Consider the following 22,382-nt stretch of genomic DNA (forward strand, 5'->3'; position numbering starts at 1 on the left):
ACGACTCTCTATTTCTTATGGCCTTATTACAAATCTCTGAACCTGGTAAATCGCTTGCGCCTCATCAGCGCCGCATTGCTGTCGGCATTGATTTAGGCACTACGAATTCTTTAGTCGCTATTGTGAAAGATGCCTTGCCTAAAGTACTTCCGGATGAACAAGGGCGCGAGTTGCTTCCTTCGGTAGTTCGTTATCTGCCAAATGGCCGTACCCAAGCAGGATTTGAGGCGCTTGAGAGTGTGGTGATCGATCCAAAGAACACGATTGTTTCGGTAAAGCGTTTCATGGGTCGTGGCTTACATGATGTAGAGCATATTGAAAGCACTCCCTATGATTTTGTGGATCAGCCAGGCATGCTCAAGCTCAGAACCGTTGCTGGTGATAAAAGCCCTATTGAAGTCTCTGCAGAAATCCTCGCGCGTTTACGTCAATTGGCTGAAGACTCCGTAAACGATGACATTGTGGGAGCTGTGATCACCGTACCCGCCTATTTTGATGATGCCCAGCGTCAAGCTACGAAAGATGCAGCGAAGTTAGCGGGCATTGAAGTGTTGCGTTTACTTAATGAACCAACTGCCGCTGCGATTGCTTACGGATTAGACAATGCCTCTGAAGGCACCTATGCAGTCTATGACTTGGGTGGCGGTACTTTTGATATTTCTATTTTGCGCATGAGTAGGGGTGTATTTGAAGTACTCTCTACCGGTGGTGACTCTGCATTGGGTGGTGATGACTTTGATCATCGTTTGTATTGCTGGGTGATTGAGCAATCTAAATTACCCCCTTTATCGATTCATGATCACCGTACCTTGCTTCAAGCCTGTAAGCATGCCAAAGAGTCGCTGAGCCATAACCCTCTGGCGCGTGTGCATGAGACTCTCTCAGACGGAACGGTCGTCAATGTGGGTGTTAGTCAGGCACAGCTCTTTGAGATTACTCAAAACTTGGTGGCTAAGACTTTGACATCATGTAAAAAAGCGCTGCGTGATGCCGGCTTAAAGGCTGAGGATGTTAAAGGTGTAGTGATGGTAGGTGGTTCAACCCGCATGCCCAATGTGCAGCGCGCGGTTGGTGAGTTGTTTGGCACAAAGCCATTAAACAATTTAAATCCTGACCAAGTCGTAGCGCTGGGTGCAGCGATGCAAGCGGATTTATTAGCAGGCAATCAGAGTAAAGATGATGAGTGGCTTTTATTAGATGTCATACCGCTCTCTCTCGGTATTGAAACGATGGGTGGCCTGGTGGAGAAAATTATTCCTCGCAATACACCCATTCCAGTAGCAAGAGCACAGGATTTTACGACCTTCAAAGATGGTCAAACTGCCTTAGCTATCCAAGTCGTACAGGGCGAACGTGAATTAGTACAAGACTGCCGCTCCCTTGGTCGTTTTGAGTTACGCGGTATTCCACCCATGGCTGCAGGTGCAGCCCGCATTCGGGTGACATTTCAGGTGGATGCTGATGGCCTATTGTCTGTGAGCGCCACTGAGCAAGGCTCTGGCGTTCAAGCGTCGATAGATATTAAACCTTCTTATGGCTTAACCGATGCAGAAATTACCCGCATGCTGCAAGATGGATTTGCCTCAGCCCAAGAAGATTTGCTTTCTAGATCTTTGCGTGAAGAACAGGTGAATGCGCAGCGTTTATTAGATGCCGTACAAACTGCGCTAGCTAGTGATCGAGATCTTCTTAATGCAGTAGAGCAAAAGGCGATTGATCAAGAGATGGCGGCGCTACAAAAGATTTTGAATGAAGAGACTGATAGTGCCATTGTGCGCAAAGCAGTGGATCATGCGGCCAAAGCGACTGATGAATTTGCCCAGATGCGTATGAACGCGAGTATTCAGAAAGCCTTATCCGGCAAAAATGTTGCCGAGATCTAAATTAAAAAAGTAGAAATCATCATGACCCAAATCGTTGTTCTTCCCCATAGTGAGTATTGCCCAGATGGCGCAGTGGTTGAAGTTTCCCCTGGCACCTCGATTTGTGAGGCCCTGCTTGAAAATGACATTCCGATTGAGCATGCCTGTGACATGGTCTGTGCTTGCACGACTTGTCACGTGATTGTGAAAGAGGGATTGAATAGCCTCAACCCTCCAGATGAGAATGAGGAAGATATGCTAGATCGCGCTTGGGGTCTTAACTCCCAGTCCCGTTTATCTTGCCAAGCCATTGTTGCCAGAGAAGACTTGGTGATTGAAATACCTAAATATTCAATCAACCACGCCAAAGAGAACCATTAACGGCACTAAATTGGTGCAGTAAGCTCATAAGCATGCATCACGGTTGAAAGGCTAAAAGTGAGAAGACTAATATGAACCTGTAGTTCATTTTTGTAGTACCTCCATAGATTTCTTTTAAGCCATCCTTCGGGGTGGCTTTTTTCTTATAGAGTTGTCTAGCGTTTTGGTGGTGAGGAGCTTGACTCGCGAATAACCAAATTGACACTTGCTTTTATTTTTCTAGGAAGATTATCAACCCCATTAATTTGAGAGATAAGATGATTGGCTGCCTGCGCCCACATTCCAACCGCATCGATATGAATCGTGCTTAGACTTGGAAGAAGATGGCGAGAAATTTCTAGATCATCAAATCCAATGATAGATAAATCTTGTGGAATGCGAAGCCCTTGTTTTTGAGCTTCAAGAAGTGCACCCAGCGCTAAGACGTCTTGGCCACAAATGATTGCCGTAATTTTGGGATTATTGAGAAGTAATTTTTTAAATCCAAGACGTGCCTCATGAAGACCATAGGGACATTCGATGATGACATCATCTTTGATATGAATTTTTTTCTCTGCCAATAACTCAAGAACCCCATCCACTCGATCTTTGGCTCGATCATTATGGGTTGTAATCCCTGCCAGTATTCCAAAATGCTGATGACCTAGGGAGAGTAGATGTTGCACACCAAGTTTGATTGCCTCCCGATTATCAAAGCCTGAGGTATATCCATTAAGGGGTGCAGAAAGCGAGCCCACATGTATGTAGGGAATGTTCCGGGTCTTTAATAGCCTTAATGCTTCTCGTTGTTGGCTAACCCCAAAGAGTGCAATACCTTCAACCCCTCTAGTGAGTAAGTTGGTAATTTGATTGGCTTCAATTGCTGGGTCATAGTTACTGCTCGCTACTAAAAGCTGGTGCCCAGATTGATTCAACTGCCGTTGAAATTCTGCAAGTCCTTGTGAAAAGATTGCATTATCAAGAGTGGGAACGATGGCACCAATGGTTCCCGAGCGCTTTAGCATTAGGGAGCGAGCTCCAGCATTGGGTATGTACCCTAATTTTTTTATCACACTATTAATTTTGTTTTTTAATTCGATACTTACTGTGTCTGGCCTATTTAGCGCCCTTGAAACAGTTGCAGTAGAGACTTTTGCTGCAGATGCAACATGGTCAATCGTGATTGATCCGGTAGTTTTTTTCATCCTGGTCTTAGGGAAAATCCTAGTCAATTTTGGTTTCTAGCCATCATTTTGGCTGTTATTTGTGAGTAGAATGAAAGCGCTTACATTTTCTGTCATTCTATAAGGAATTAGAAATTTTTAGCAAGCTTTTATCCCTTCTATTGTTTTTTGCGATTCTTCTTATGGCTTGGTTTGGCGTAACTGAGTGGATGGGTTTAATTTCGGGCGCGAGATTTCCATCGCCAACGGAAACATGGAATTCATTCAAGATCATTGCGATGCAAGGCTATGGCAATGGCAAGCTGTACCAACATATTCTGCAAAGTGTGATCTTGGTTACCACAGGATTTTTAGTTTCTTCATCCCTTGGCATCTTGCTTGGTATTTTGATGGGCGCCAATAAAAAAATCGAAGCCTTTGTTAATCCTATATTTCTGACCTTAAGACCTATTCCGCCATTGGCATGGATCCCATTAGCAATTGTTTGGTTGGGTCTGGGTAATTCTGCCAAGGTCATGGTCATTTATGTGGCAGCCTTTGTGCCAGCTGTAATTAATACTTTTACAGGGGTACGCTCCATTGAGATTCCTCAAAAAGAGGCGGCCGCTATGCTGGGGGTTAGCCGCCTTAATTATTACAGGGAAGTCTTGATACCTGGCGCTCTACCTCTGATTTTTACGGGGCTAAGGCTCTCGCTTCAGGCCTCTTGGACTACATTGGTTGCTGCTGAGTTGGTAGGTGCGACTTTAGGGTTGGGTTCAATCTTGAATCAAGCTGCTCAAGATATTAATCCTGCAATGATTTTGGTCGGCATGATCAGTGTGGCGATTTCTGGGTGGTTGATGACGCAGTTATTAGCAAAGGCTGAGCGCTATGCGATGCCTTGGAGAGCATGATGATTAAGCAAGATCGCTTGAGCCAGAGTGAATTTATATTGTGGACCGGTTTGGGTCTTGCTAGTTTCCTAGGGTTTTGGTACTTATCGGTGGCGCTTGGTTTTGTTCCTAAGCAGTTTCTTCCCGCGCCCCATCAAGTACTTTTGAAATTTATTCAATTACTAAACGAACCATTTTCCGGTTATACCTTGCTCGCGCATATTACCTCAAGCTTTCAACGTTTTTTATATGGTTTTATTTTGGCGGTAGTAATTGGCATTCCTTTGGGTTTGCTAATGGCGTTATCAAAATTCGCCAATCAACTGATTACCCCATTCTTTGAGAGTATTCGTTTTGTCGCGCCTATTGCTTGGGTTCCATTTGCAGCGCTTTGGTTTGGCACCGGAATTGGTGGACCAGTTTTGGTGATCTTTATGGGTGCTTTCCCACCTGTATTAATTAATACCTACCGTGGTGCTATTCACGTAGATAAAAAATATCTTGAAGCAGCTAAGATGTTGGGTGCTGGTAAGTTTTGCTTGATGACTGAAGTTTTATTTCCTGCTGCAATTCCTTCAATTATTGCCGGCCTCAGAATTTCTGCTGGGTTGGGATGGCAGTCATTAGTGGGAGCTGAATTAATTGTGGCATCAAGCGGGGTTGGATACATGATGGTGAAGGGGCAAGCCAGTATTCAAACGGATATTGTCATGAGCGGAATGATCGCAATTGGATTAATTGGTTTATTCATCGACATACTTTTAAGGCAAGCTGAAAAGTTAGCCGTTCACTATAAAGAAATTTGATTTATGGCAGATATTGCTTTTGAATCGGTAGAGCGTAGTTTTAAGCAGGGCGGAAAAGAATTTCTGGCCGTTGGTGGGATTGACTTGTGCGTAAGGGATCAGGAGTTTGTTGCTATTGTTGGACCATCTGGCTGCGGTAAAACAACCTGCATGCGTATGGTGGCAGGTTTGGAGATGCCCAGCAAGGGGCGAGTATTGGTTGGCGGTAGAGAAGTCAAAGGTCCTGGGCCTGATCGTGCAGTTGTTTTTCAACAATTTGCATTATTTCCTTGGAAAACGGTGCAAAAAAATATCGAGTTTGGCTTGAAGTCAATGAGCATGAGCGCGTTAGAAAAGAAAGAAAAGACTGCTCGTTTAATTACTTTGATGGGCTTAGAGGGATATGAACAAGCCTATCCGCATCAGCTTTCGGGCGGTATGCAGCAGCGTGTGGCGATTGCCCGTGCTTACGTATTAGAGCCAGAGGTATTGTTAATGGATGAGCCGTTTGGTGCCTTAGATGCGCAAACGCGGGTGGTGATGCAGGAAGAGCTTGTGAGATTAGCCCGCAAAAATCCAAAGACAGTTTTATTCATAACTCATGCAGTTGAGGAGGCGGTATACCTTGCCGATCGTGTAGTGGTTATGTCAAGGCGGCCTGGCTTGATTAGAGATGTTATCGAAATTAAGCCTATAAGAGAAAAAGAGGGTTGGGATCAATACTCTCGTATAGAAGATGTTATGGATTTAAGTTCATTTGTGCAGTTACGTAGTCAGATTTGGAAGTTACTCAGGGAGCAAAACCTGGGTGTTGATCATTGATTTACTTTTGAAATAGATGAAGGAGATAAGCATGAAATTGAAAAAGTCATTAGTTGGTATTTTAGGAGCCACTATGCTTGTAGCTACAAGCATTAGTAATGTGAATGCACAAGCAAAGCCTGCTTTAACTGAGATTAAAGTGAGTTATCAGCCTGCCCTATATTGGGCTCTACCTTTCTTTGTGGCAACTGAAAAAAATTGGTGGGGTGAGTTGGGTCTTAAACCAGAATTCAGTACATTCCCTGCAGGTGTTCCCCAGATTGCAGCATCTGCCTCAAAGTCATGGGATGTTGGTGGCACAGGTTCCGTGCCGGCAGTCTTAGGTTATGTTCGCTTTGGAATAAAAACGATTGGACTTAGTAATGATGAGTCTGCTGGGAATGCTTTGTTAGCAACTCCTAAGGCAGCCGAAGCATTTGCAGCTAATCCTCAGTCCTTAAAAGGACAAACCATTGTGCTAACTGGTAACTCTACTGGTGACTATGCGGTTCAGTCTTGCCTTAAAAAGTATGGCTTAACAAAATCTGATGTCGTCATTAAAAATATGGGACAAGGTGAGATTATTTCAGCAATGTCTTCTGGAAATGCAGACTTTGGAGGCTTATGGGCACCAAATATTTACACTCTAGAAGAGAAAGCGGGAGCAAAGGTCATTTGTACTGGTAAAGATGGCGGAGCTTTTGTTCCCGGCGCCTTAATCGTGCGTGGTGATTATGCAAAAGAAAATCCTCAGAATGTTGCCAAATTCTTAGCAATATATATGCGCGCGTGGAAGTGGATGAATGCAAACAAGCCACAAGCCATTGCAATGATGAAGAAGTTTTATGAACAGGGTGGTGTGACTATTTCAGAAGCTTCCATGAAAAAAGAATTTGATACTCGACCAACATTTGATCTAGCTTCAGAGTTAAAAATAATGGATAACTCTAAAGGCCCATCTCAAGTTGACGGATGGTTTAATGCGATTGCTACCTTTATGCAATCCACTGGAGCAATTCAAACTATTCCACCAGCAAATGAATACATTACAGATGAGTTCGTCAAAATGGTAAATACAGACAAAAAGCTCCGTGAGTTTTCAAATAATACTAAGTAGTCACGATGCAGTTTAAAAAATGGGGGCAACCTCATTTTTTAGACAAGAGCTGTAAGAGCTTACAAAGATAGGGTTAGTAATATGTCACTGAATTATTTAAAAAAAGCGGCTAAAACGCCAGAGACTGAGACGTCAACAGCTCAGCAAGTTGTTACAGAAATGCTGGCCAATATTGAGCGTAATGGTGAATCAGCTGTTAAAGAATACGCTTTAAACCTTGATAAATGGGCCGGAGATATTGTGCTGTCAGAATCGGCAATCAATCAAATATTAGCGGATGTTCCTAGCTCGGTAAAGAGAGACATTGATTTTGCTGTCAAGCAGGTATTTGATTTTGCGCTAGCTCAGAAAAAAAGTATTAGCGATTTTTCTACAACATTACATCCAGGCGTCACTGCAGGACAAAAAGTGTTACCAGTGAATGTCGTTGGATGCTATGCGCCATCAGGCAGGTATGCGCACATTGCTTCCGCCTATATGACTGTAGCTACTGCAAAAGCAGCTGGCGTTAAAAATATTATTGCTTGCTCTAGTCCATTTCGTGGCGGGGGTATTCATCCATATGTTCTTTATGCTTTTAAAGCGGCTGGTGCAGATGTCATCATGACTCTTGGGGGTGTACAAGCGATTGCATCCATGGCTTACGGCCTCTTTACTGGAAAACCGGCAGATGTCGTGGTTGGGCCTGGAAATAAGTTTGTTGCAGAAGCAAAGCGTTCATTGTTTGGTAAGGTTGGGATAGATGTTTTTGCTGGTCCATCGGAGATTGCTGTCATTGCAGATGAAACTGCTGATCCTAAAATAGTCGCTAGTGACCTTGTTGGTCAAGCCGAGCATGGGCATGAGTCCCCGGCTTGGTTATTTACCACTTCAGAGAAGCTGGCTAATGAAGTTATGAAACTAGTGCCTCAGATGATTGATTTATTGCCGCCAACCGCAAAAGATGCCGCTGCTTGTGCCTGGCGTGACTATGGTGAAGTTATTGTTTGCACTACTCGAGAAGAAGTTGCAAAGGTTTCTGATCGGTATGCAAGTGAGCATCTTGAGGTGCATGCGAAAGATTTGGATTGGTGGTTAAGTAATCTCACATGCTATGGTTCCTTATTTTTAGGCGAGGAAACCACAGTTGCCTTTGGTGATAAGACTAGTGGACCAAACCATGTATTGCCAACAAAAGGGGCTGCTAGATATTCGGGTGGATTATCAGTCCATAAGTTTATGAAAACTCTTACATGGCAAAAAATGACACGTGATGGCAGCAAGGAGATGGCATTAGTTACTGCCAGAATTAGTCGTCTTGAGGGTATGGAGGCCCATGCCCGAACTGCCGATGACCGTTTAGAAAAATACTTTCCTAATGAAACATTCGATCTTGGAAGCCCTGTTGAAGTATGAGTTCATTGGTGAATCAACTTTTTAATCTGCAGGGCAAAACTGCGCTGATTACTGGTGGTAGTAGCGGCCTAGGTGAAAGTATTGCGCTTGCCTTGGGTTTGGCGGGAGCAGAAGTCGTGATTGCCGCCCGTAGAGAGAGTCCTTTGAAAGAAGCCGCAGATCGAATGAGTTCACATGGCGTCAAAACCTCTTTCTTTACAGCCAATTTAAGTGATCTAGAAGCAGCTAAAGATCTTTCAAGTCGGGTCTTAGATAAATCTGGCAAGGTAGATATATTGGTTAACGCCGCGGGTATGAATTTACGAGAGCCATATGGCGATGTTTCTCCTCAGAGTTGGCAAGAACAATTAAATGTTCAGTTGGCGGCCCCATTTTTTATGACACAAGCACTTGCTCCCCAGATGAAATACCGAAACTGGGGGAGGGTGATCAATATTGCTTCTTTACAGAGCTACCGTGCATTTGCAAACAGTGCACCTTACGGCGCTGCTAAAGGGGGCGTTTTGCAGTTAACCAGAGCGATCGCACAAGAGTGGTCAAGGTTTGGGATTACCTGTAATGCGATTGGTCCTGGGTTCTTCCCAACAGCACTCACTGCACCCGTATTTAATAATCCCGAATTAGTGAAGATGCATGCGGAAAAAACTGCCATTGGTCGTAATGGAGAGTTAGGTGATATTCATGGCTTAGCAATTTTTTTGGCTAGCGATGCATCTGCTTATGTTACTGGACAAACCATCATGTTAGATGGTGGCTACACAGCAATTTAAGGAATCATGATTATGAAAGCTTTGGTCTATACACAGCCAAATGAGATGCAGATTTTGGATCGCCCTTATCCTACGCTCGATACTAATGAGGCTGTGCTGAAGATTGAGTCGGTTGGTATTTGCGGCAGCGATATGCATGCATTTCATGGTCATGACCCCAGAAGAAAGCCGGGGTTGGTCCTTGGCCACGAGTTTGCTGGAACGATTGCAGATACCAGTTCCCCACTCTTTACTAAGGGTCAGCGGGTAACAGGCAATCCCTTAATTACTTGTGGGCATTGTGAGTTCTGCTTGCAAGGCCGAAATAATTTGTGTGCTAATCGCACGATGGTTGGTATGACAAGGCCGGGCGCTTTTGCAGAGTTTATGAGTATTCCAGCTAGTTCGCTGATTCCTATTCCAGACAACTTAAGTTTAGATGCAGCAGCCTTAACCGAGCCTGCAGCCACAGCTGTCCATGCCATTAACTTATCAATGCGTGCTCTTCAAAGACCGATTCAAGAGTGCCATGTTTTGATATTGGGTGGAGGCGCAATAGGAATGTTATCTGCGCTGCTTCTGAAGCATTACGGTGTTAACGATTTGACGGTTGCCGAAGTGAATCCCTTGCGAAGAAAGGCGATAGAAAAACATGTAGGCTGCAAGACAGTCAACCCAATTGATGAAAAGATTCCTGAGAATTCTTTTGAGTTTGTGATGGATTGTGTTGGGGCTGCAGTGACTCGTAATTCAGCATTAAGTGCAGTTAAGCCAGGCGGTGTCATGATGCATGTTGGCTTGCAGGATTGGGCTAGCGAAATTGATATGAGGAAGCTCACCCTTGCTGAAATTACATTGCTAGGAACATATACCTATTCGACAGTAGATCTTCAAGCCACAGTGAATTTACTCGCACGCAATGCGTTTGGTAATTTGACTTGGGTAGAAAAGAAATCTCTTGATGAGGGTCCGCAAGCATTTAGTGATTTGCATGCAGGAAAAACAGCTGCCGCAAAAGTCCTGCTGAAACCATTTTAAATAAACTTAGGTTATAGGGTATGCAATTTGTCTTTCATTCCACTCCCGCGATTTTTGTAGAAAGGGGCGGTTCAGCTAATCTTGCAAAAAAAATTGATGAGCGGGGTGGTAAATCAGTGCTCATCATTACGGATCCTGGCGTTTTATCAGCCGGTTTACTTGATAGAGTAATGCCTCAATTTCAAGAGTTTAAGTTATCAGTTCAAATTTTTTCGGATGTCGAGGCTGACCCTCCCATTTCAGTTATTCATGATGCAGTAAAGGTTGCGCAAGAATATGGCGCTGACTACATTGTTGGATTTGGTGGGGGCAGCTCAATGGATGTTGCCAAGCTGGTTGCACTGCTGACGCCAGGAACAGAAAAGCTTGCAGATATCTATGGCATTGGTATGGCCAAAGGGCCAAGATTACCTTTGATCCTAGTGCCAACTACAGCGGGGACTGGCTCTGAGGTGACCCAGAGTTCCGTTGTGACCGTGAGTGAGAGTGAGAAAAAAGGCGTTCTTTCACCTCATTTATTGCCTGATTTAGCAATACTTGATGCGCAATTAACATTGGGACTTCCATCGCATGTAACTGCTGCAACTGGAATTGATGCGATGGTGCATGCTATTGAGGCATTTACTACCAAACGATTGAAGAACCCAATGTCAGATTGCGTTGCTAAAGAAGCATTGAGATTATTGGCCGGCAATCTTCATAAAGCAGTTCATGATGGGAATGATATTGTTGCCCGTGAAAATATGTTACTTGGCGCTTGTTTAGCTGGCATGGCTTTTACTAATGCACCCGTTGCAGGTGTTCATGCTCTAGCCTATCCAATCGGAGCAAGATTTCATGTGCCTCATGGGTTATCTAATTCATTAATGTTAGCGCCTGTCATCCGATTTAATATCGAGACTGCTCATTCTATGTATGCAGAGCTTGGTCAAATTATTAAGCCTGGCCTCAAGGGTTCAAGTATTGAGCAGGCTACACAGCTAGCGGATTATCTTGGGGGACTTGCTGGCGAACTTGGTTTGCCACAGAAATTGATTGAAGTTGGTATTACAGGTAATGATCTTGATCAGCTTGCTCAAGATGCAATGCTGCAAACCCGCTTGCTGATGAATAGTCCACGAGAAATTACATTGAAAGATGCTGCAGCACTTTATCGTGAAGCTCTATAGACTGGATAAGAAGTGCTGCTTGATAGCAAGCGTGATATTTTGTCTCCCATGCTTCTTGCGCTCTAGTAGTCCAACCTTACGATAGATTGTCTTGCCTGGTAGATCCTGAATGTTGAGCTGTCGATCATTCCCCCAGGAGATATTCGCCAGCTTTGGGACGATCGAGTAGCCAAGTCCTTGGCGTACTAATTCAATGATAGCCTCAACAGAGTTGAGCTCCATACCTTCTTGTATAGAAAGTTTATTAGCCTTAATCGTTTGATCAACTAGGTGTCCCGTCCAAGTATTACGCTCAAAGCGAATGAAGGGTAGCTTGGAATTTGCATGCGAGGCGTTTGATTTTCGTTTTGATGAAGATGCTGGGCTGATCAAGATCATGTGCTCTTTATATAACTCAGTCCACTGAACGTTCTGCGGTAATGCGTATGGCGACTCAGTCACAATTGCGGCATCAAGAGTGCCATCTAACACTTGATCTAGAAAGTCGCTCGATAGACCAGCAATTAATTTCACCTCAAGGCTGGGAAAACTTTGCTTTAATTCATTTAAAGTTTTTCCAAATGCACCCATGAGAGTGGATACCAGCGCCCCCAAAACAATAGTACCGCTGAGATCGGATTTGAGGTTCGAGCCAAGAGCCTCATAGCGAGCCACAATTTCTTGAATCGGCTCGATTAGCGATCTTCCATGCGCATTTAAGCTAAGAGAACGTTTGGTGCGATCGAAGAGCTCGAGGCCAATTTCTTTTTCCAGTTGCTGTAGCTGTTGGCCTGCTGCGGCTGCGGTCAAGCCGATTTCTCGGGCGGCGGCTGCAACACTCTTATGGCGAGTGATTGCTAAGAAGTTTTTCAGGGTTTTAATACTGGACATAATTTTATTATAAATAATTTCTTTATCTCAAAGAAAAATTAATTCGATTTATTTTTTACTATTCATCAATATAATGGGAGCATGTCAAATACTGATCTCAAAGTAAAGGTATGGCGCGGCTCCCACGAAGGGGAGTTTGTTGAGTACTTGGTGCCTCGTAACCCCAATCAAACTGTTTTGGACGTGGTTACCTATATCCAGAGAAAACTAGATCCCACTTTGAGCTATCGCTTTGCTTGCCGAGTTGGCATGTGTGGTTCGTGTGCTATGACTGTGAATGGTATAGCTCGCTGGACTTGCCGCACCCACGTATCTCAGATTCTTCAGGGTGATTCACTAGAAATTGCTCCCTTAAATAACTTACCGGTTATTAAAGATCTCGCCACAGACATGCGCGAGTTTTTTAACAAGTGGAAGGGTGCGGTTGGTTTTTTTAAGGGCAATCAAACCCGCCATGATGACTTTGCAAAAATTGAGCCAAATTCTGAAGAGCGCCAGTTAGCCAATGCCGGGATCGAATGTATCGGCTGTGGTGTTTGTTATGCCTCTTGTGAGGTGGTTGAGTCTAGACCTAACTACCTCGGGCCTGCCGCACTAAACCGTGCATGGACCTTAACAAACGACGTAAGAGATGTTCAGCAGCTAGAGCGTATGCGTGCTGTCGCAGGGGATGCAGGTTGCCACGCATGTCACTCGCAAGGATCTTGTACGGAGCGTTGTCCTAAGGCGATAGAGCCAACCGCAAGCATTGCTGGACTCAAAAAGTTAGTCGCTAGAGCTGCCGTTTGCGGTAGTAAGTGGGGCAAGCTATGAGTGCCGGTGTATTGCAAGCCAAGCTTTGGTATGCGCAGAGAATCAGCGCCATGGTGCTTGGTATTTGTGTTGCGATACATTTACTGATCATTTTTTACGCCATCAGGGGTGGTTTGAGTGCGCAAGAGATATTAGGCCGCACTCAGGGCAATATATTGTTTGCCATTTTTTATGAAGTATTTGTCCTTGCCTGTTTTGTGCATGCGCCAATTGGTTTAGCGAATATTTTGCAAGAGACTTTTCCAAAGACTGGAATAGCTCGGTCTTTATCTTGGATTTTGGCTCTAATGATTTTGATTCTTGGTACTACTGCTGTTGTGGGTGTTTACACAGGGGGTCAGATATGAGTTCTAGACCAAGATTGGATTACCGCGCTAAAAGTCACCTATCTTATTTCGCCTATGCTTGCCATCGTTTCTCTGGCTTGTTATTGGCATGCTTTATTCCGCTGCACTTTCTGATGCTGTCCCAATCTTTGCGGGGTGCTCAAGGCTTTGAGCAATCTCTTGCCCTGACGGATATCTGGATATTTAAATTTGGAGAGTGGGCCCTCGTTATTTTGCTAGCTATTCATTTGGCTGGTGGGGTACGCCTGTTAATGATTGAGTTTGGACCGTGGAATGGATTGCGTAAGGGCTGGATTCAGCTATCCATCTTGTTCGCTATCGCTTGCGGACTCTTATTTTTATATTTTGCTAATTGATTAGGTTGATATGCAATTACAAATGAATTTAGTAGAAGAGGCTTGCAAAGAGCTTTATATTCGAGCACTCAAAGTGTTGCCCGATGACATTAAGGCTGGTATTGATCGATTGGATAAGGCGGAGACGGATGCCCGTGCTCAGGTGGTGTTAAAGACCATGATTACCAATATCTCGGTAGCAGAGCGCGAAGACAATCTGCTTTGCCAGGACACAGGCCTGCCGATCTATAACGTCAAGATTGGTAGTAATGTGCAATTTGATGGCATGGCTTTAAAGGCGGCCATTCGGAAGGGGTGTGAACGTGCCACCAAAGAGTACCCTCTGCGATCTTCAGTAGTACATCCTATTACCAGAAAAAATAATCACACCTCTTGTGGCATTGATATGCCAGCTATTCATATTGATTTTTTTGATCAAGCAGAGTCAGTTGAAATTGAAATGGTACCTAAGGGAAGCGGTTCAGAGAATAATTCTTTTTTAAAGATGGCAATACCTGCAGATGGTATCAATGGTGTTAAAGCGTTTGTGATTGATAGTGTTGTCTCTGCTGGCGGTAAGACTTGCCCACCAACGATTGTGGGTGTTGGTGTTGGCGGCACATCTGATCAATGCGTAGCTATGGCAAAGCGGGCAGCAACTCGTGAGTTGGGTAGTGTTTGTAGTGACGAAGAGGGTGCCAAGTTAGAAAAAGAGCTCAGTGCTGCTGTGAATCAACTTGGGATTGGCCCACAGGGGCTCGGTGGCGATGGCACCGCTTTTGCGGTCCAGGTCGAGTTGGCTCATACCCACATTACTTTGAATCCCGTAGCAGTCAATATGCAATGTCACTCAGCTCGTAGAGCACGTGCGACCTTTACGCCTACTGGCGTGACCTACGGATTCTAGGAAAAGACTGATGGCACATTACAACCTTGCAACGCCTGTTAGCGAAGCAGATATCCGCAAGCTTCGCATTAACGATACTGTGACTTTGCAAAATACATTGTTTGGCATTCGCGATGCAACCCAAATTCATATGTTTGATCATGATCGTAAGACGCGTTTTGATTTAAATGGACATGCTGTCATTCATACAGCGCCGAATGTTCGTAAAGTACCAGTGAGTGCAGAGTTCCCTGCAGGATATGAGCCTATTTGTATTGGCACAACCACTTCAGATCGTATGGAGCGCTTCACACGACCTTTGATGACGCAAAATGGTGTGCGCATGATTGTAGGTAAAGGAGGTATGCGCGAAGGATCTGCTCAGGCCTTTAGCGATCTAGGTGGCGTATATCTTGCCATTATTGGTGGCACTGCAGCACTTGAAACAACCTGGATCGAGCAGATTGAAGATGTGGATATGGATGATCTCAATCCAGAGTCTTTATGGCGCTTCAAGATTAAAGATTTTGGTCCATTACTCGTTGCAATGGATAGTCATGGTGGCAGTATTTATCAAGAAGTGAAGAGCGATGTTGCCAGTAAAAAAGCAGCGGTACTGAAAAGTCTTGGAATCACTTCATGAGCGCAATTCCAACCATTGATACCGATATTCTGATTTTAGGATCCGGCGGTGCCGGCCTCTTTGCTGCCTTACATGCTCATCAAGCTAATCCCAATTTAAATATCACGATCGCAGTAAAAGGATTGTTGGGCAAATCTGGTTGTACGCGGATGGTGCAAGGTGGTTATAACGTGGCATTGGCTGAGGGGGACTCGGTTGAGCGCCACTTCATGGATACGATTGAGGGTGGTAAATGGCTCTCTGATCAAGATCTAGCTTGGACATTAGTGAGTAAAGCAGTTGAACGCATCCATGAATTAGAAAATGAGCTGGGCTGCTTTTTTGATCGCAATCCTGATGGTACGGTTCATCAAAAAGCATTCGCAGGCCAAACCTTTGACCGAACCGTTCATAAGGGTGACTTAACTGGTATTGAGATTATCAATCGCTTAGCTGAGCAGGTCTGGGCAAGAGGAATTAATCGTCTTGAAGAGCATCGCGCAATTGAGTTAATTCACAGCAAGGACGGTAAATCCCTTGCAGGTGTCTTGATGCTCAACATGCAGACGGGTCAATTTGTACTGGTGCGCGCCAAGGCTGTCTTGCTAGCTACTGGTGGTGGTCCAACTATGTACAAATACCATACTCCATCTGGGGATAAGAGTTGTGATGGTTTAGCGATGGCATTGCGTGCGGGTCTCACTTTACGAGATATGGAGATGGTGCAATTTCATCCAACTGGATTATTGGCTGGCCCTGGAACCCGGATGACCGGAACTGTTCTAGAAGAGGGTCTCCGAGGGGCTGGTGGTTATCTGCTCAATGGTAATAACGAGCGCTTTATGGGTAACTATGATGCTCGTAATGAAAGAGCTACGCGAGATATTGTTTCTCGATCGATCAATTCAGAAATTCGTGCTGGGCGTGCAACTCCTCATGGCGGGGTTTATATTCAGATGAGCCATTTAGGCCCAGAGAATGTCCGCAAACTATTTAAAGGTATGGTTGAGCGTTGTGCTGATAGCGGTTTTGACCTTGCAAATGATTTAGTTGAGGTTGTGCCAACCGCGCACTACATGATGGGTGGTTTAGTTTTTAAGAAAGATTGCAGTACAGATCTTCCTGGACTTTTTGCGGCAGGTGAAGATACGGGTGGTGTACATGGCGCCAATCGCTTAGGCGGCAATGGGGTAGCTAATTCAACTGTGTTCGGGGGTATCGCAGGAGAATCAATGGCGCAATGGGTTGCTTCTCAGCAATTAAGTGAATGCAATATGGATGAAGTGATGGCGAGTATCAAGGAGCATGAAGCACCCTTGAAAAAGACACCTGGCGATATTGAGCTCATTCGAGATGCTCTAGCAGAGTGTATGTGGGATGACGTAGGCATCTCAAGAACTCGAGAAAGTTTAATGCGTGCAAGTCAAACCTTAAAAGAGTTGGCTTCACAATTGAAGCAAATGGGTGTCGGCGATATTCAGCGGGAATATAGCAATACTTGGCAAGACTGGATGAATTTACAAAACCTCATTCTAGTAAGCCAGTCAGTAACTGAAGCAGCGATTGCTAGAGAAAATTCACGGGGCGCTCACTATCGTGAGGATTTTCCTGAGCCAGGATCGCTTGAAGACTCGTATTACACGGCCACCTTCTTTAAGAACCAAGAGTTGAAGATTGAAAATCGTCCAGTGCAATTTACGATGATTCAGCCTGGGAAAACCATCTTGGTTGAGGCTTAATCATTTTTGATTTAGTAGATCCTATCCATTTTGGATTGGCAACCTTAATTATTTTTGGTGCCTACTTTATATTTGGTATTTCAGGATTTGGTTCATCAATCATTTCAGTGCCATTGCTGGTCCAGATGTATCCGTTGAAATCAGTAGTCCCCATGATGGTCATTATTGATATTTGCGGATCTTTATACGTCGGCAGAAAGTCTTCTCAAGACGCTAATCTCAAAGAGCTTAAATGGCTCTTTCCATTCACTCTACTCGGAATGATTTTGGGAATTGTGTTGCTGATCAAAGCGCCAAGTGAGCCACTATTAATTATTTTGGGTTGTTTTGCTGCTCTCAATGGTGCTCGTGTACTGTGGCAAAGAAATTCAGAAATGCGCGAGCCTATTAATAAGTGGTGGGCTGCACCATTTGGTTTTTTTGGCGGCACCTTCACTGCCTTGTTTGCCACTGGAGGGCCGATCTATGTCTCCTATCTAGGCTTGCGAATCAATGACCCCAGGGCATTACGTGCCACGATGGCATTTGCAATATTGATGTTGACCCTTTTGCGCTTGACTTTGATGTTGGTTACTGGATTGATTCTGAGTTGGCCGGTCATTGGATTAGCAGTCTGCCTGATGCCAGCAACCTTTCTAGGGATTTGGCTAGGAACCCATGTTCATGCAAAGTTAAGTAATGCAGCGATGAGAGTAGCCTATGGATCGATTCTGTTTTTTGCTGGAACGATGCTGCTCATTCGTCAACTCTAATAATAAAAAAAGCGAAGACTTTATCTTCGCTTTTAGGTTGATACAGCGCTTTACTGAGCGCTAATATTCCTACCTTTAATCACTTTTTCCCAAACAACTGATTCTGCTTTGACCTGAGATTCAAATTCTTTTTGATTATTGACTACCGCAGTGAGTCCATTTAAATCTAAGCTGGCTCGTAATGCCTCAGAGTTCACAGCCTTAACCGTTGCTGCATAAATTTTATCGGTGATGACCTTGGGTGTATTTTCTGGAGCAACGAGTCCAAACCAGCCAGTCGATTCAAAACCAGGAATGCCTGACTCAGCAACAGTAGGAACATCAGGCAATTGTTTGGAGCGTTTTAAGCTGGTCACTGCTAACGGTTTTATTTGACCGGCTTTAGCAAAACCTGTCGCTGCGGTGAGGTTGCCCACCATAAAGTCAATTTGACCTGCTACTAAATCATTGATTGCTGCAGACTCACCTTTATAGGGAACATGGGTTGCCGGAATATTTGCCGAATAAGTGAAGTTCTCAGCCGCCATATGCACCTGACTTCCAATGCCAGCTGAGCCAAAGTTTAGATCTTTTGTTTTTGCATAAGCAATAAACTCGGCGATATTTTTTACGGGAATCTTATTGCTTACAGATAGAAGCATCGGTCCAGTTGCTACATTGGTAATGTATACAAAGTCCTTGGCGTAATTGACGGGTAATTTTTTATAGAGATTGGGATTGACGGTGAGCATACTTCCAGAGGCGAGCATGATGGTGTAACCATCGGCAGAGGATTGCGCTACAAACTCAGCAGCGATATTACCGCCAGCACCAGGCTTGTTTTCAACAACAACGTTTTGTCCTAAATCTTTAGACAGTTGTTGCGCTAAAAGGCGTCCCAAAATATCAGTAGTACCGCCCGCGGCAAATGGAATGATGAGTTTGATTGGCTTAGTTGGCCAGTTTTGGGCAATTGTAATTGGCGATGCAATAAATAGCAAAGCTCCCGCAATCAATGCAATTTTCTTTCCTAGCTTGCTGATATGTTGCTTAATCATGCTTACTTTCTCCGATGGTCATTTGATCCAAATATCTTATCTGCATTTGTATCTAAAAATTCGTACTACCTCTATTTATTAGTTATAAGCTTATGTATTACTAGTGTCGCCCTCAGCGATTGTTTAGTCCAATCATTAGGGTATTGCAGGATATCTAAATCATCTATATGATCTAGATATGTCATCTATTCTGATCTCCGAGTTCATCACAAGTCAAGCCCTAGAAACCCTGCGTTCTCAGCATGAAGTAGCCTATGAGCCAGAGTTATATAAGAACCGTCCAGCTTTGATTGCTGCTTTGCAAAATATTGAGGGTCTTATTGTTCGGAACCTTACCCAAGTTAATGAAGAGATCTTGGCCGGGGCCTCCAAATTAAAGGTGGTAGGTCGACTTGGGGTTGGGCTTGAAAATATTGAATTGCCTGCTTGCGCTAAACGCAATATCAAAGTCATTCCTGCTACAGGTGCAAATGCTGAGTCTGTTGCTGAGTATGTCGTTGGTGCTGCAGTTGCTTTGACTAGGGGATTTATTCCTGCAACGATTTCCAGCTTAAAGGGTGAATGGCCTCGCCCACGTTTCTCTGCTTACCATGAATTTTTGGGCAAGACCATTGGCATTGTTGGTTTTGGCAGTATCGGTAGAGTAGTAGCAAAAAAAGCGCATGCTTTTGGTTTGCAGTGCCTGGCTTATGACCCAATGCTGTCGGGAAACTCTGTGGAGCTTGATGGATTTTCGGTGCCATTACTTTCGTTAAGTGATTTACTTGGAAAAAGCGATGCGCTGACTTTGCACCTCCCATTTCTTCCAGAAACAAAGAATCTATTTAATGCTGCCACGCTTGATCAAATGAAGCCTGGTGCTTGTCTGATTAATACAGCTCGTGGTGGCATCGTCGATGAGAGGGCGCTGGCAGAGCGCTTGCGCTCTGGACGTTTAGGCGGTGCAGCTATTGATGTGTTTGAGAGTGAGCCAGCCAAAGATTTGAGTCACTTTGCGGGCATTGAGAATCTCATTCTGACTCCGCACGTTGCAGGAGTGACGCATGAAAGCAATGAGCGCGTTAGTCAAATGATCGCCGATGAAGTGAATCGGTTTCTAGGAGCTTAAGATGAATTTATCCTATCAAAAGATGGTTGATTTAGCATCATCTGGTTTGCAAGCAGCAGGCATTGGTCAGAAAGCGGCTCATGAAACCGCTCAATTTTTAGCACTTGCTGAGCTCGATGGATTGGCTTCTCATGGATTGGCGCGGGTATCTCAATATGCAGGCCATGCTAAAAATGGTCGGATTGAATTGTCGCCAAAAATTAAAGTGCGTCCATTTAAAACATCTGCTGCATTAGTTGATGCTTGTGATGGGCTGGCATTTCCAGCATTGCGATTTGCTACGGATTTATCTGTGAATCTCGCATCCAAGACAGGCGTTGGCCTGGTCGCAGTTACCAATAGCCATCACTTTGGAGTTGCTGGACACTTTGCTGAAGCGGCAGCGCGTGCCGGTTACATCTCTTTATTGTTTGGCAATACGCCAGCAGCCATGCCGATGGTTGGTGGTAGTAAGGCCTTATTTGGTACCAACCCTCTAGCCGCAGGATTTCCGGTTGCTAATCGCGATCCGATGGTGATTGATATGTCACTCTCTGCTGTCGCTAGAGGTAAGTTGCTGGTTGCAGCAAAAAAGGGCGAGTCTATTCCAGAGGGATGGGCATTAACTGCTGAAGGCAAACCAACTACTGATCCTAACGAGGGCCTCAAAGGATTGATGGTGCCGTTAGGTGGAGATAAAGGCGCTTTGCTTGCCTTGATCGTTGAATTGTTGGTTGTTGGCTTATCGGGAAGTCGTTTTTCCTATGCAGCAGATTCTTTTTTTGATGCCAAGGGAAATCGTCCGCGTATTGGACAACTTTTACTCACTATTGACCCTGGATTGGCGGGCAGCCAAATGTTTGCAAGCAAGATGCAAGAGTTCTTAAAAACCTTAGCATCTGATTCCGGAACCCGCGTTCCTGGACAAAGACGTTTTAAACAGCGTGCCTCAGGCTTTCAAGAAGGCGTCAACGTTTCTGATGTGGTTATAGAAGAAATTCAGACTGGTATCAGTCAGTCATGGAGTTAGTAGTCAATTAACAGGATTAAAGAGGAGAAGATCATGATCCATTTTGTCGTGCATGAGCCAGGAGATGGCGTAGGTGTGGTGGTAGTTGAAGGCGTAAAAGCTGGAGATGATTTGATTGGCTGGGTGATGGATGGAGATTTAACGCTCAATATGAAGTCTGAGAGCGACATTCCCATTGGCCACAAAATTTCATTAAATGAATTTAAACCCGGCGATACGGTGATGAAGTATGGCGTAGACATCGGCAAGGTTGTTGCTCCCATTAAAAAAGGTGAACACCTCCATGTCCAAAACGTAAAAACGAAGCGCTGGTAATCCAGGCTATTATTCACCCATTCATTGAGAAAGAAAACAAGATGATTAATTTGAAAGACGCGAGCTTCATGGGTTACCGCCGTGAAAATGGCCGCATGGGAGTTCGTAATCACGTATTAATTCTGCCTTTAGATGATTTGTCCAATGCAGCTTGCGAAGCTGTGGCAAATAACATTAAAGGAACTCAGGCAATTCCTCACTCATACGGTCGTTTGCAATTTGGCGCTGACTTAGATCTACACTTCCGTACCTTGATTGGAACTGGCTGTAATCCAAACGTAGCTGCTGTAGTGGTTATTGGTATTGAGCCGCAGTGGACTAAAGTTGTGGTTGATGGCATCAAGGCTTCTGGTAAGCCAGTAGAGGGTTTCTGGATTGAAGGTAATGGCGATATCGCCACGATCGCTTCAGCTAGTAAAGCCGCTTACAAGATGATGAAACATGCCTCAAAGCAGCAACGGGTTAAGGCACCTTTATCTGAACTGTGGGTATCTACTAAATGTGGTGAGTCTGATACCACCTCAGGTTGCGGCGCGAATCCAACAGTAGGCGATGCTTTTGACAAACTCTATGGCATTGGCTCTACTCTCGTATTTGGTGAAACGACTGAGTTAACAGGTGGCGAGCATTTAGTAGAAGCGCGTTGCCGCACACCAGAAGTGAAGAAAAAGTTCCGTGAAATGTTTGATCGCTATCAGGATGTGATTGAGCGCCATAAGACAAGCGACTTGTCTGACTCACAGCCAACGAAAGGCAATATTGCCGGTGGTTTAACTACGATTGAAGAAAAAGCCTTAGGCAATATTCAGAAAATCGGTAAGAAATGTATCGTCGATAGCGTTTTAGATAAAGGTGAAGAGCCTAAGATCCCAGGCTTACACTTCATGGATTCCTCTTCAGCTGCTGCTGAGATGGTGACCTTATGTGCTGCTGCTGGATTTGCTGCTCACTTCTTCCCAACAGGACAGGGTAATGTGATCGGTAATGCAATTCTTCCAGTCATCAAGATTTGCGCTAATCCAAAAACAGTACGCACCATGGGTGAGCACATTGACGTTGATGTGTCTGGACTTTTGCGTCGCGAAGAGAACATGGATCAAGCTGGTGATAAGTTATTAGAGTGCCTCTTGCGCACTGCTGATGGCGAATTGACTGCTTCTGAAATTCTTGGTCACCGTGAGTTCGTATTAACTCGTTTATACGAATCAGCGTAA

The 22,382-nt window shown here is 44.5% G+C and carries 24 protein-coding genes; 21 read left to right on the forward strand and 3 right to left on the reverse strand.

Annotated elements, in window-relative coordinates:
* Window positions 1-17: 17 nt before the first annotated feature.
* The gene (hscA, locus tag C2756_RS02475) at window positions 18-1,883 is read left to right on the forward strand and encodes a Fe-S protein assembly chaperone HscA (protein WP_215319779.1); all 1,866 of its coding nucleotides are present in this window, start codon (window positions 18-20) and stop codon (window positions 1,881-1,883) included.
* A 21-nt stretch (window positions 1,884-1,904) separates the two neighbouring features.
* Window positions 1,905-2,243 carry an ISC system 2Fe-2S type ferredoxin gene (gene fdx / locus C2756_RS02480; RefSeq protein ID WP_215319780.1) on the forward strand — a complete coding sequence of 113 codons (339 nt, stop codon included), beginning with the start codon at window positions 1,905-1,907 and terminating at the stop codon, window positions 2,241-2,243.
* Between the two features lie 155 nt (window positions 2,244-2,398).
* Here the strand turns inward: fdx and C2756_RS02485 are convergent, their stop codons facing one another.
* Window positions 2,399-3,427, reverse strand: a complete 1,029-nt coding sequence (locus C2756_RS02485; protein ID WP_215319781.1) for a LacI family DNA-binding transcriptional regulator — start codon at window positions 3,425-3,427, stop codon at window positions 2,399-2,401.
* A gap of 161 nt (window positions 3,428-3,588) precedes the next feature.
* Here C2756_RS02485 and C2756_RS02490 point away from each other — a divergent pair, with 161 nt between their 5' ends.
* The 8 genes from C2756_RS02490 (at window position 3,589) to C2756_RS02525 (ending at window position 11,335) form a co-directional block, all read left to right on the forward strand.
* The gene (locus C2756_RS02490) at window positions 3,589-4,302 is read left to right on the forward strand and encodes an ABC transporter permease (RefSeq protein ID WP_215319782.1); all 714 of its coding nucleotides are present in this window, start codon (window positions 3,589-3,591) and stop codon (window positions 4,300-4,302) included.
* Window positions 4,302-5,087: an ABC transporter permease gene (locus tag C2756_RS02495; RefSeq protein ID WP_215319783.1), complete on the forward strand. Its 786-nt coding sequence runs from the start codon at window positions 4,302-4,304 to the stop codon at window positions 5,085-5,087. Before C2756_RS02490 ends, C2756_RS02495 begins: the two co-directional genes overlap by 1 nt.
* Window positions 5,088-5,090: 3 nt before the next feature.
* Window positions 5,091-5,888, forward strand: a complete 798-nt coding sequence (locus tag C2756_RS02500; RefSeq protein WP_215319784.1) for an ABC transporter ATP-binding protein — start codon at window positions 5,091-5,093, stop codon at window positions 5,886-5,888.
* Window positions 5,889-5,919: 31 nt separating this feature from the next.
* Entirely contained in the window at window positions 5,920-6,984 is a 1,065-nt protein-coding gene (locus C2756_RS02505; protein ID WP_251372104.1) for an ABC transporter substrate-binding protein, read from the forward strand.
* A gap of 81 nt (window positions 6,985-7,065) precedes the next feature.
* Window positions 7,066-8,379 (forward strand): histidinol dehydrogenase, encoded by a 1,314-nt coding sequence (hisD, locus tag C2756_RS02510; protein ID WP_215319785.1) that lies wholly within the window; start codon window positions 7,066-7,068, stop codon window positions 8,377-8,379.
* Window positions 8,380-8,387: 8 nt separating this feature from the next.
* The gene (locus C2756_RS02515) at window positions 8,388-9,149 is read left to right on the forward strand and encodes an SDR family NAD(P)-dependent oxidoreductase (protein WP_371817090.1); all 762 of its coding nucleotides are present in this window, start codon (window positions 8,388-8,390) and stop codon (window positions 9,147-9,149) included.
* A gap of 6 nt (window positions 9,150-9,155) precedes the next feature.
* Window positions 9,156-10,166, forward strand: coding sequence for a galactitol-1-phosphate 5-dehydrogenase (locus C2756_RS02520; RefSeq protein ID WP_371817091.1), 1,011 nt, complete (start codon window positions 9,156-9,158; stop codon window positions 10,164-10,166).
* A gap of 20 nt (window positions 10,167-10,186) precedes the next feature.
* Window positions 10,187-11,335, forward strand: coding sequence for an iron-containing alcohol dehydrogenase (locus C2756_RS02525; RefSeq protein WP_215319787.1), 1,149 nt, complete (start codon window positions 10,187-10,189; stop codon window positions 11,333-11,335).
* On the opposite strand, the gene C2756_RS02530 is transcribed toward C2756_RS02525, so the two are convergent.
* Window positions 11,330-12,205, reverse strand: a complete 876-nt coding sequence (locus C2756_RS02530; RefSeq protein WP_215319788.1) for a LysR family transcriptional regulator — start codon at window positions 12,203-12,205, stop codon at window positions 11,330-11,332. The two genes, C2756_RS02525 and C2756_RS02530, sit on opposite strands and share 6 nt — an antisense overlap.
* Window positions 12,206-12,286: 81 nt before the next feature.
* On the opposite strand from C2756_RS02530, the gene C2756_RS02535 reads away from it, so the two are divergent.
* The 7 genes from C2756_RS02535 to C2756_RS02565 are packed head-to-tail and all read left to right on the forward strand — an operon-like array spanning window position 12,287 to window position 17,699.
* Entirely contained in the window at window positions 12,287-13,018 is a 732-nt protein-coding gene (locus C2756_RS02535) for a succinate dehydrogenase/fumarate reductase iron-sulfur subunit (protein WP_215319789.1), read from the forward strand.
* Entirely contained in the window at window positions 13,015-13,365 is a 351-nt protein-coding gene (locus C2756_RS02540) for a succinate dehydrogenase (protein WP_215319790.1), read from the forward strand. The genes C2756_RS02535 and C2756_RS02540 overlap by 4 nt, the downstream gene beginning before the upstream one ends.
* Window positions 13,362-13,721 (forward strand): succinate dehydrogenase, cytochrome b556 subunit, encoded by a 360-nt coding sequence (gene sdhC / locus C2756_RS02545; RefSeq protein WP_215319791.1) that lies wholly within the window; start codon window positions 13,362-13,364, stop codon window positions 13,719-13,721. The genes C2756_RS02540 and sdhC overlap by 4 nt, the downstream gene beginning before the upstream one ends.
* A gap of 10 nt (window positions 13,722-13,731) precedes the next feature.
* On the forward strand, window positions 13,732-14,607 hold the full coding sequence (locus tag C2756_RS02550; RefSeq protein WP_215296484.1) for a fumarate hydratase: 876 nt from the start codon (window positions 13,732-13,734) through the stop codon (window positions 14,605-14,607).
* A gap of 10 nt (window positions 14,608-14,617) precedes the next feature.
* Window positions 14,618-15,229 carry a fumarate hydratase C-terminal domain-containing protein gene (locus C2756_RS02555; protein ID WP_215296485.1) on the forward strand — a complete coding sequence of 204 codons (612 nt, stop codon included), beginning with the start codon at window positions 14,618-14,620 and terminating at the stop codon, window positions 15,227-15,229.
* A complete protein-coding gene (locus C2756_RS02560) occupies window positions 15,226-16,947 on the forward strand; it encodes an L-aspartate oxidase (protein ID WP_215319792.1) in 1,722 nt (573 codons plus the stop codon). Before C2756_RS02555 ends, C2756_RS02560 begins: the two co-directional genes overlap by 4 nt.
* Window positions 16,948-16,982: 35 nt before the next feature.
* On the forward strand, window positions 16,983-17,699 hold the full coding sequence (locus C2756_RS02565; protein WP_215319793.1) for a sulfite exporter TauE/SafE family protein: 717 nt from the start codon (window positions 16,983-16,985) through the stop codon (window positions 17,697-17,699).
* A gap of 50 nt (window positions 17,700-17,749) precedes the next feature.
* Here C2756_RS02565 and C2756_RS02570 read toward each other — a convergent pair whose 3' ends face one another.
* Window positions 17,750-18,736: a tripartite tricarboxylate transporter substrate binding protein gene (locus C2756_RS02570; protein WP_215319794.1), complete on the reverse strand. Its 987-nt coding sequence runs from the start codon at window positions 18,734-18,736 to the stop codon at window positions 17,750-17,752.
* 178 nt (window positions 18,737-18,914) lie between these two features.
* Here C2756_RS02570 and C2756_RS02575 point away from each other — a divergent pair, with 178 nt between their 5' ends.
* Genes C2756_RS02575 through C2756_RS02590 form a run of 4 tightly spaced genes read left to right on the forward strand, consistent with a single transcriptional unit; the run spans window position 18,915 to window position 22,382 of the window.
* On the forward strand, window positions 18,915-19,844 hold the full coding sequence (locus C2756_RS02575) for a hydroxyacid dehydrogenase (RefSeq protein WP_215319795.1): 930 nt from the start codon (window positions 18,915-18,917) through the stop codon (window positions 19,842-19,844).
* Window position 19,845: 1 nt separating this feature from the next.
* On the forward strand, window positions 19,846-20,853 hold the full coding sequence (locus C2756_RS02580) for an Ldh family oxidoreductase (protein ID WP_215319796.1): 1,008 nt from the start codon (window positions 19,846-19,848) through the stop codon (window positions 20,851-20,853).
* Between the two features lie 33 nt (window positions 20,854-20,886).
* Window positions 20,887-21,168 carry a flagellar biosynthesis protein FlgA gene (locus C2756_RS02585; RefSeq protein WP_215367250.1) on the forward strand — a complete coding sequence of 94 codons (282 nt, stop codon included), beginning with the start codon at window positions 20,887-20,889 and terminating at the stop codon, window positions 21,166-21,168.
* 41 nt (window positions 21,169-21,209) lie between these two features.
* Complete coding sequence (locus C2756_RS02590; RefSeq protein ID WP_216860804.1) at window positions 21,210-22,382, forward strand: UxaA family hydrolase; 1,173 nt, start codon at window positions 21,210-21,212, stop codon at window positions 22,380-22,382.

It is taken from the genome of Polynucleobacter sp. UB-Siik-W21, assembly GCF_018687415.1.
GTDB lineage: Bacteria > Pseudomonadota > Gammaproteobacteria > Burkholderiales > Burkholderiaceae > Polynucleobacter.

Bases quoted from the DNA above. Each gene is read 5' to 3' on its own strand.
- hscA (WP_215319779.1), top strand. From the start codon at position 18: ATGGCCTTATTACAAATCTCTGAACCTGGTAAATCGCTTGCGCCTCAT.
- fdx (WP_215319780.1), top strand. From the start codon at position 1,905: ATGACCCAAATCGTTGTTCTTCCCCATAGTGAGTATTGCCCAGATGGC.
- C2756_RS02485 (WP_215319781.1), bottom strand. From the start codon at position 3,427: ATGAAAAAAACTACCGGATCAATCACGATTGACCATGTTGCATCTGCA.
- C2756_RS02490 (WP_215319782.1), top strand. From the start codon at position 3,589: ATGGCTTGGTTTGGCGTAACTGAGTGGATGGGTTTAATTTCGGGCGCG.
- C2756_RS02495 (WP_215319783.1), top strand. From the start codon at position 4,302: ATGATTAAGCAAGATCGCTTGAGCCAGAGTGAATTTATATTGTGGACC.
- C2756_RS02500 (WP_215319784.1), top strand. From the start codon at position 5,091: ATGGCAGATATTGCTTTTGAATCGGTAGAGCGTAGTTTTAAGCAGGGC.
- C2756_RS02505 (WP_251372104.1), top strand. From the start codon at position 5,920: ATGAAATTGAAAAAGTCATTAGTTGGTATTTTAGGAGCCACTATGCTT.
- hisD (WP_215319785.1), top strand. From the start codon at position 7,066: ATGTCACTGAATTATTTAAAAAAAGCGGCTAAAACGCCAGAGACTGAG.
- C2756_RS02520 (WP_371817091.1), top strand. From the start codon at position 9,156: ATGATTATGAAAGCTTTGGTCTATACACAGCCAAATGAGATGCAGATT.
- C2756_RS02525 (WP_215319787.1), top strand. From the start codon at position 10,187: ATGCAATTTGTCTTTCATTCCACTCCCGCGATTTTTGTAGAAAGGGGC.
- C2756_RS02530 (WP_215319788.1), bottom strand. From the start codon at position 12,205: ATGTCCAGTATTAAAACCCTGAAAAACTTCTTAGCAATCACTCGCCAT.
- C2756_RS02535 (WP_215319789.1), top strand. From the start codon at position 12,287: ATGTCAAATACTGATCTCAAAGTAAAGGTATGGCGCGGCTCCCACGAA.
- C2756_RS02540 (WP_215319790.1), top strand. From the start codon at position 13,015: ATGAGTGCCGGTGTATTGCAAGCCAAGCTTTGGTATGCGCAGAGAATC.
- sdhC (WP_215319791.1), top strand. From the start codon at position 13,362: ATGAGTTCTAGACCAAGATTGGATTACCGCGCTAAAAGTCACCTATCT.
- C2756_RS02550 (WP_215296484.1), top strand. From the start codon at position 13,732: ATGCAATTACAAATGAATTTAGTAGAAGAGGCTTGCAAAGAGCTTTAT.
- C2756_RS02555 (WP_215296485.1), top strand. From the start codon at position 14,618: ATGGCACATTACAACCTTGCAACGCCTGTTAGCGAAGCAGATATCCGC.
- C2756_RS02560 (WP_215319792.1), top strand. From the start codon at position 15,226: ATGAGCGCAATTCCAACCATTGATACCGATATTCTGATTTTAGGATCC.
- C2756_RS02570 (WP_215319794.1), bottom strand. From the start codon at position 18,736: ATGATTAAGCAACATATCAGCAAGCTAGGAAAGAAAATTGCATTGATT.
- C2756_RS02575 (WP_215319795.1), top strand. From the start codon at position 18,915: ATGTCATCTATTCTGATCTCCGAGTTCATCACAAGTCAAGCCCTAGAA.
- C2756_RS02580 (WP_215319796.1), top strand. From the start codon at position 19,846: ATGAATTTATCCTATCAAAAGATGGTTGATTTAGCATCATCTGGTTTG.
- C2756_RS02585 (WP_215367250.1), top strand. From the start codon at position 20,887: ATGATCCATTTTGTCGTGCATGAGCCAGGAGATGGCGTAGGTGTGGTG.
- C2756_RS02590 (WP_216860804.1), top strand. From the start codon at position 21,210: ATGATTAATTTGAAAGACGCGAGCTTCATGGGTTACCGCCGTGAAAAT.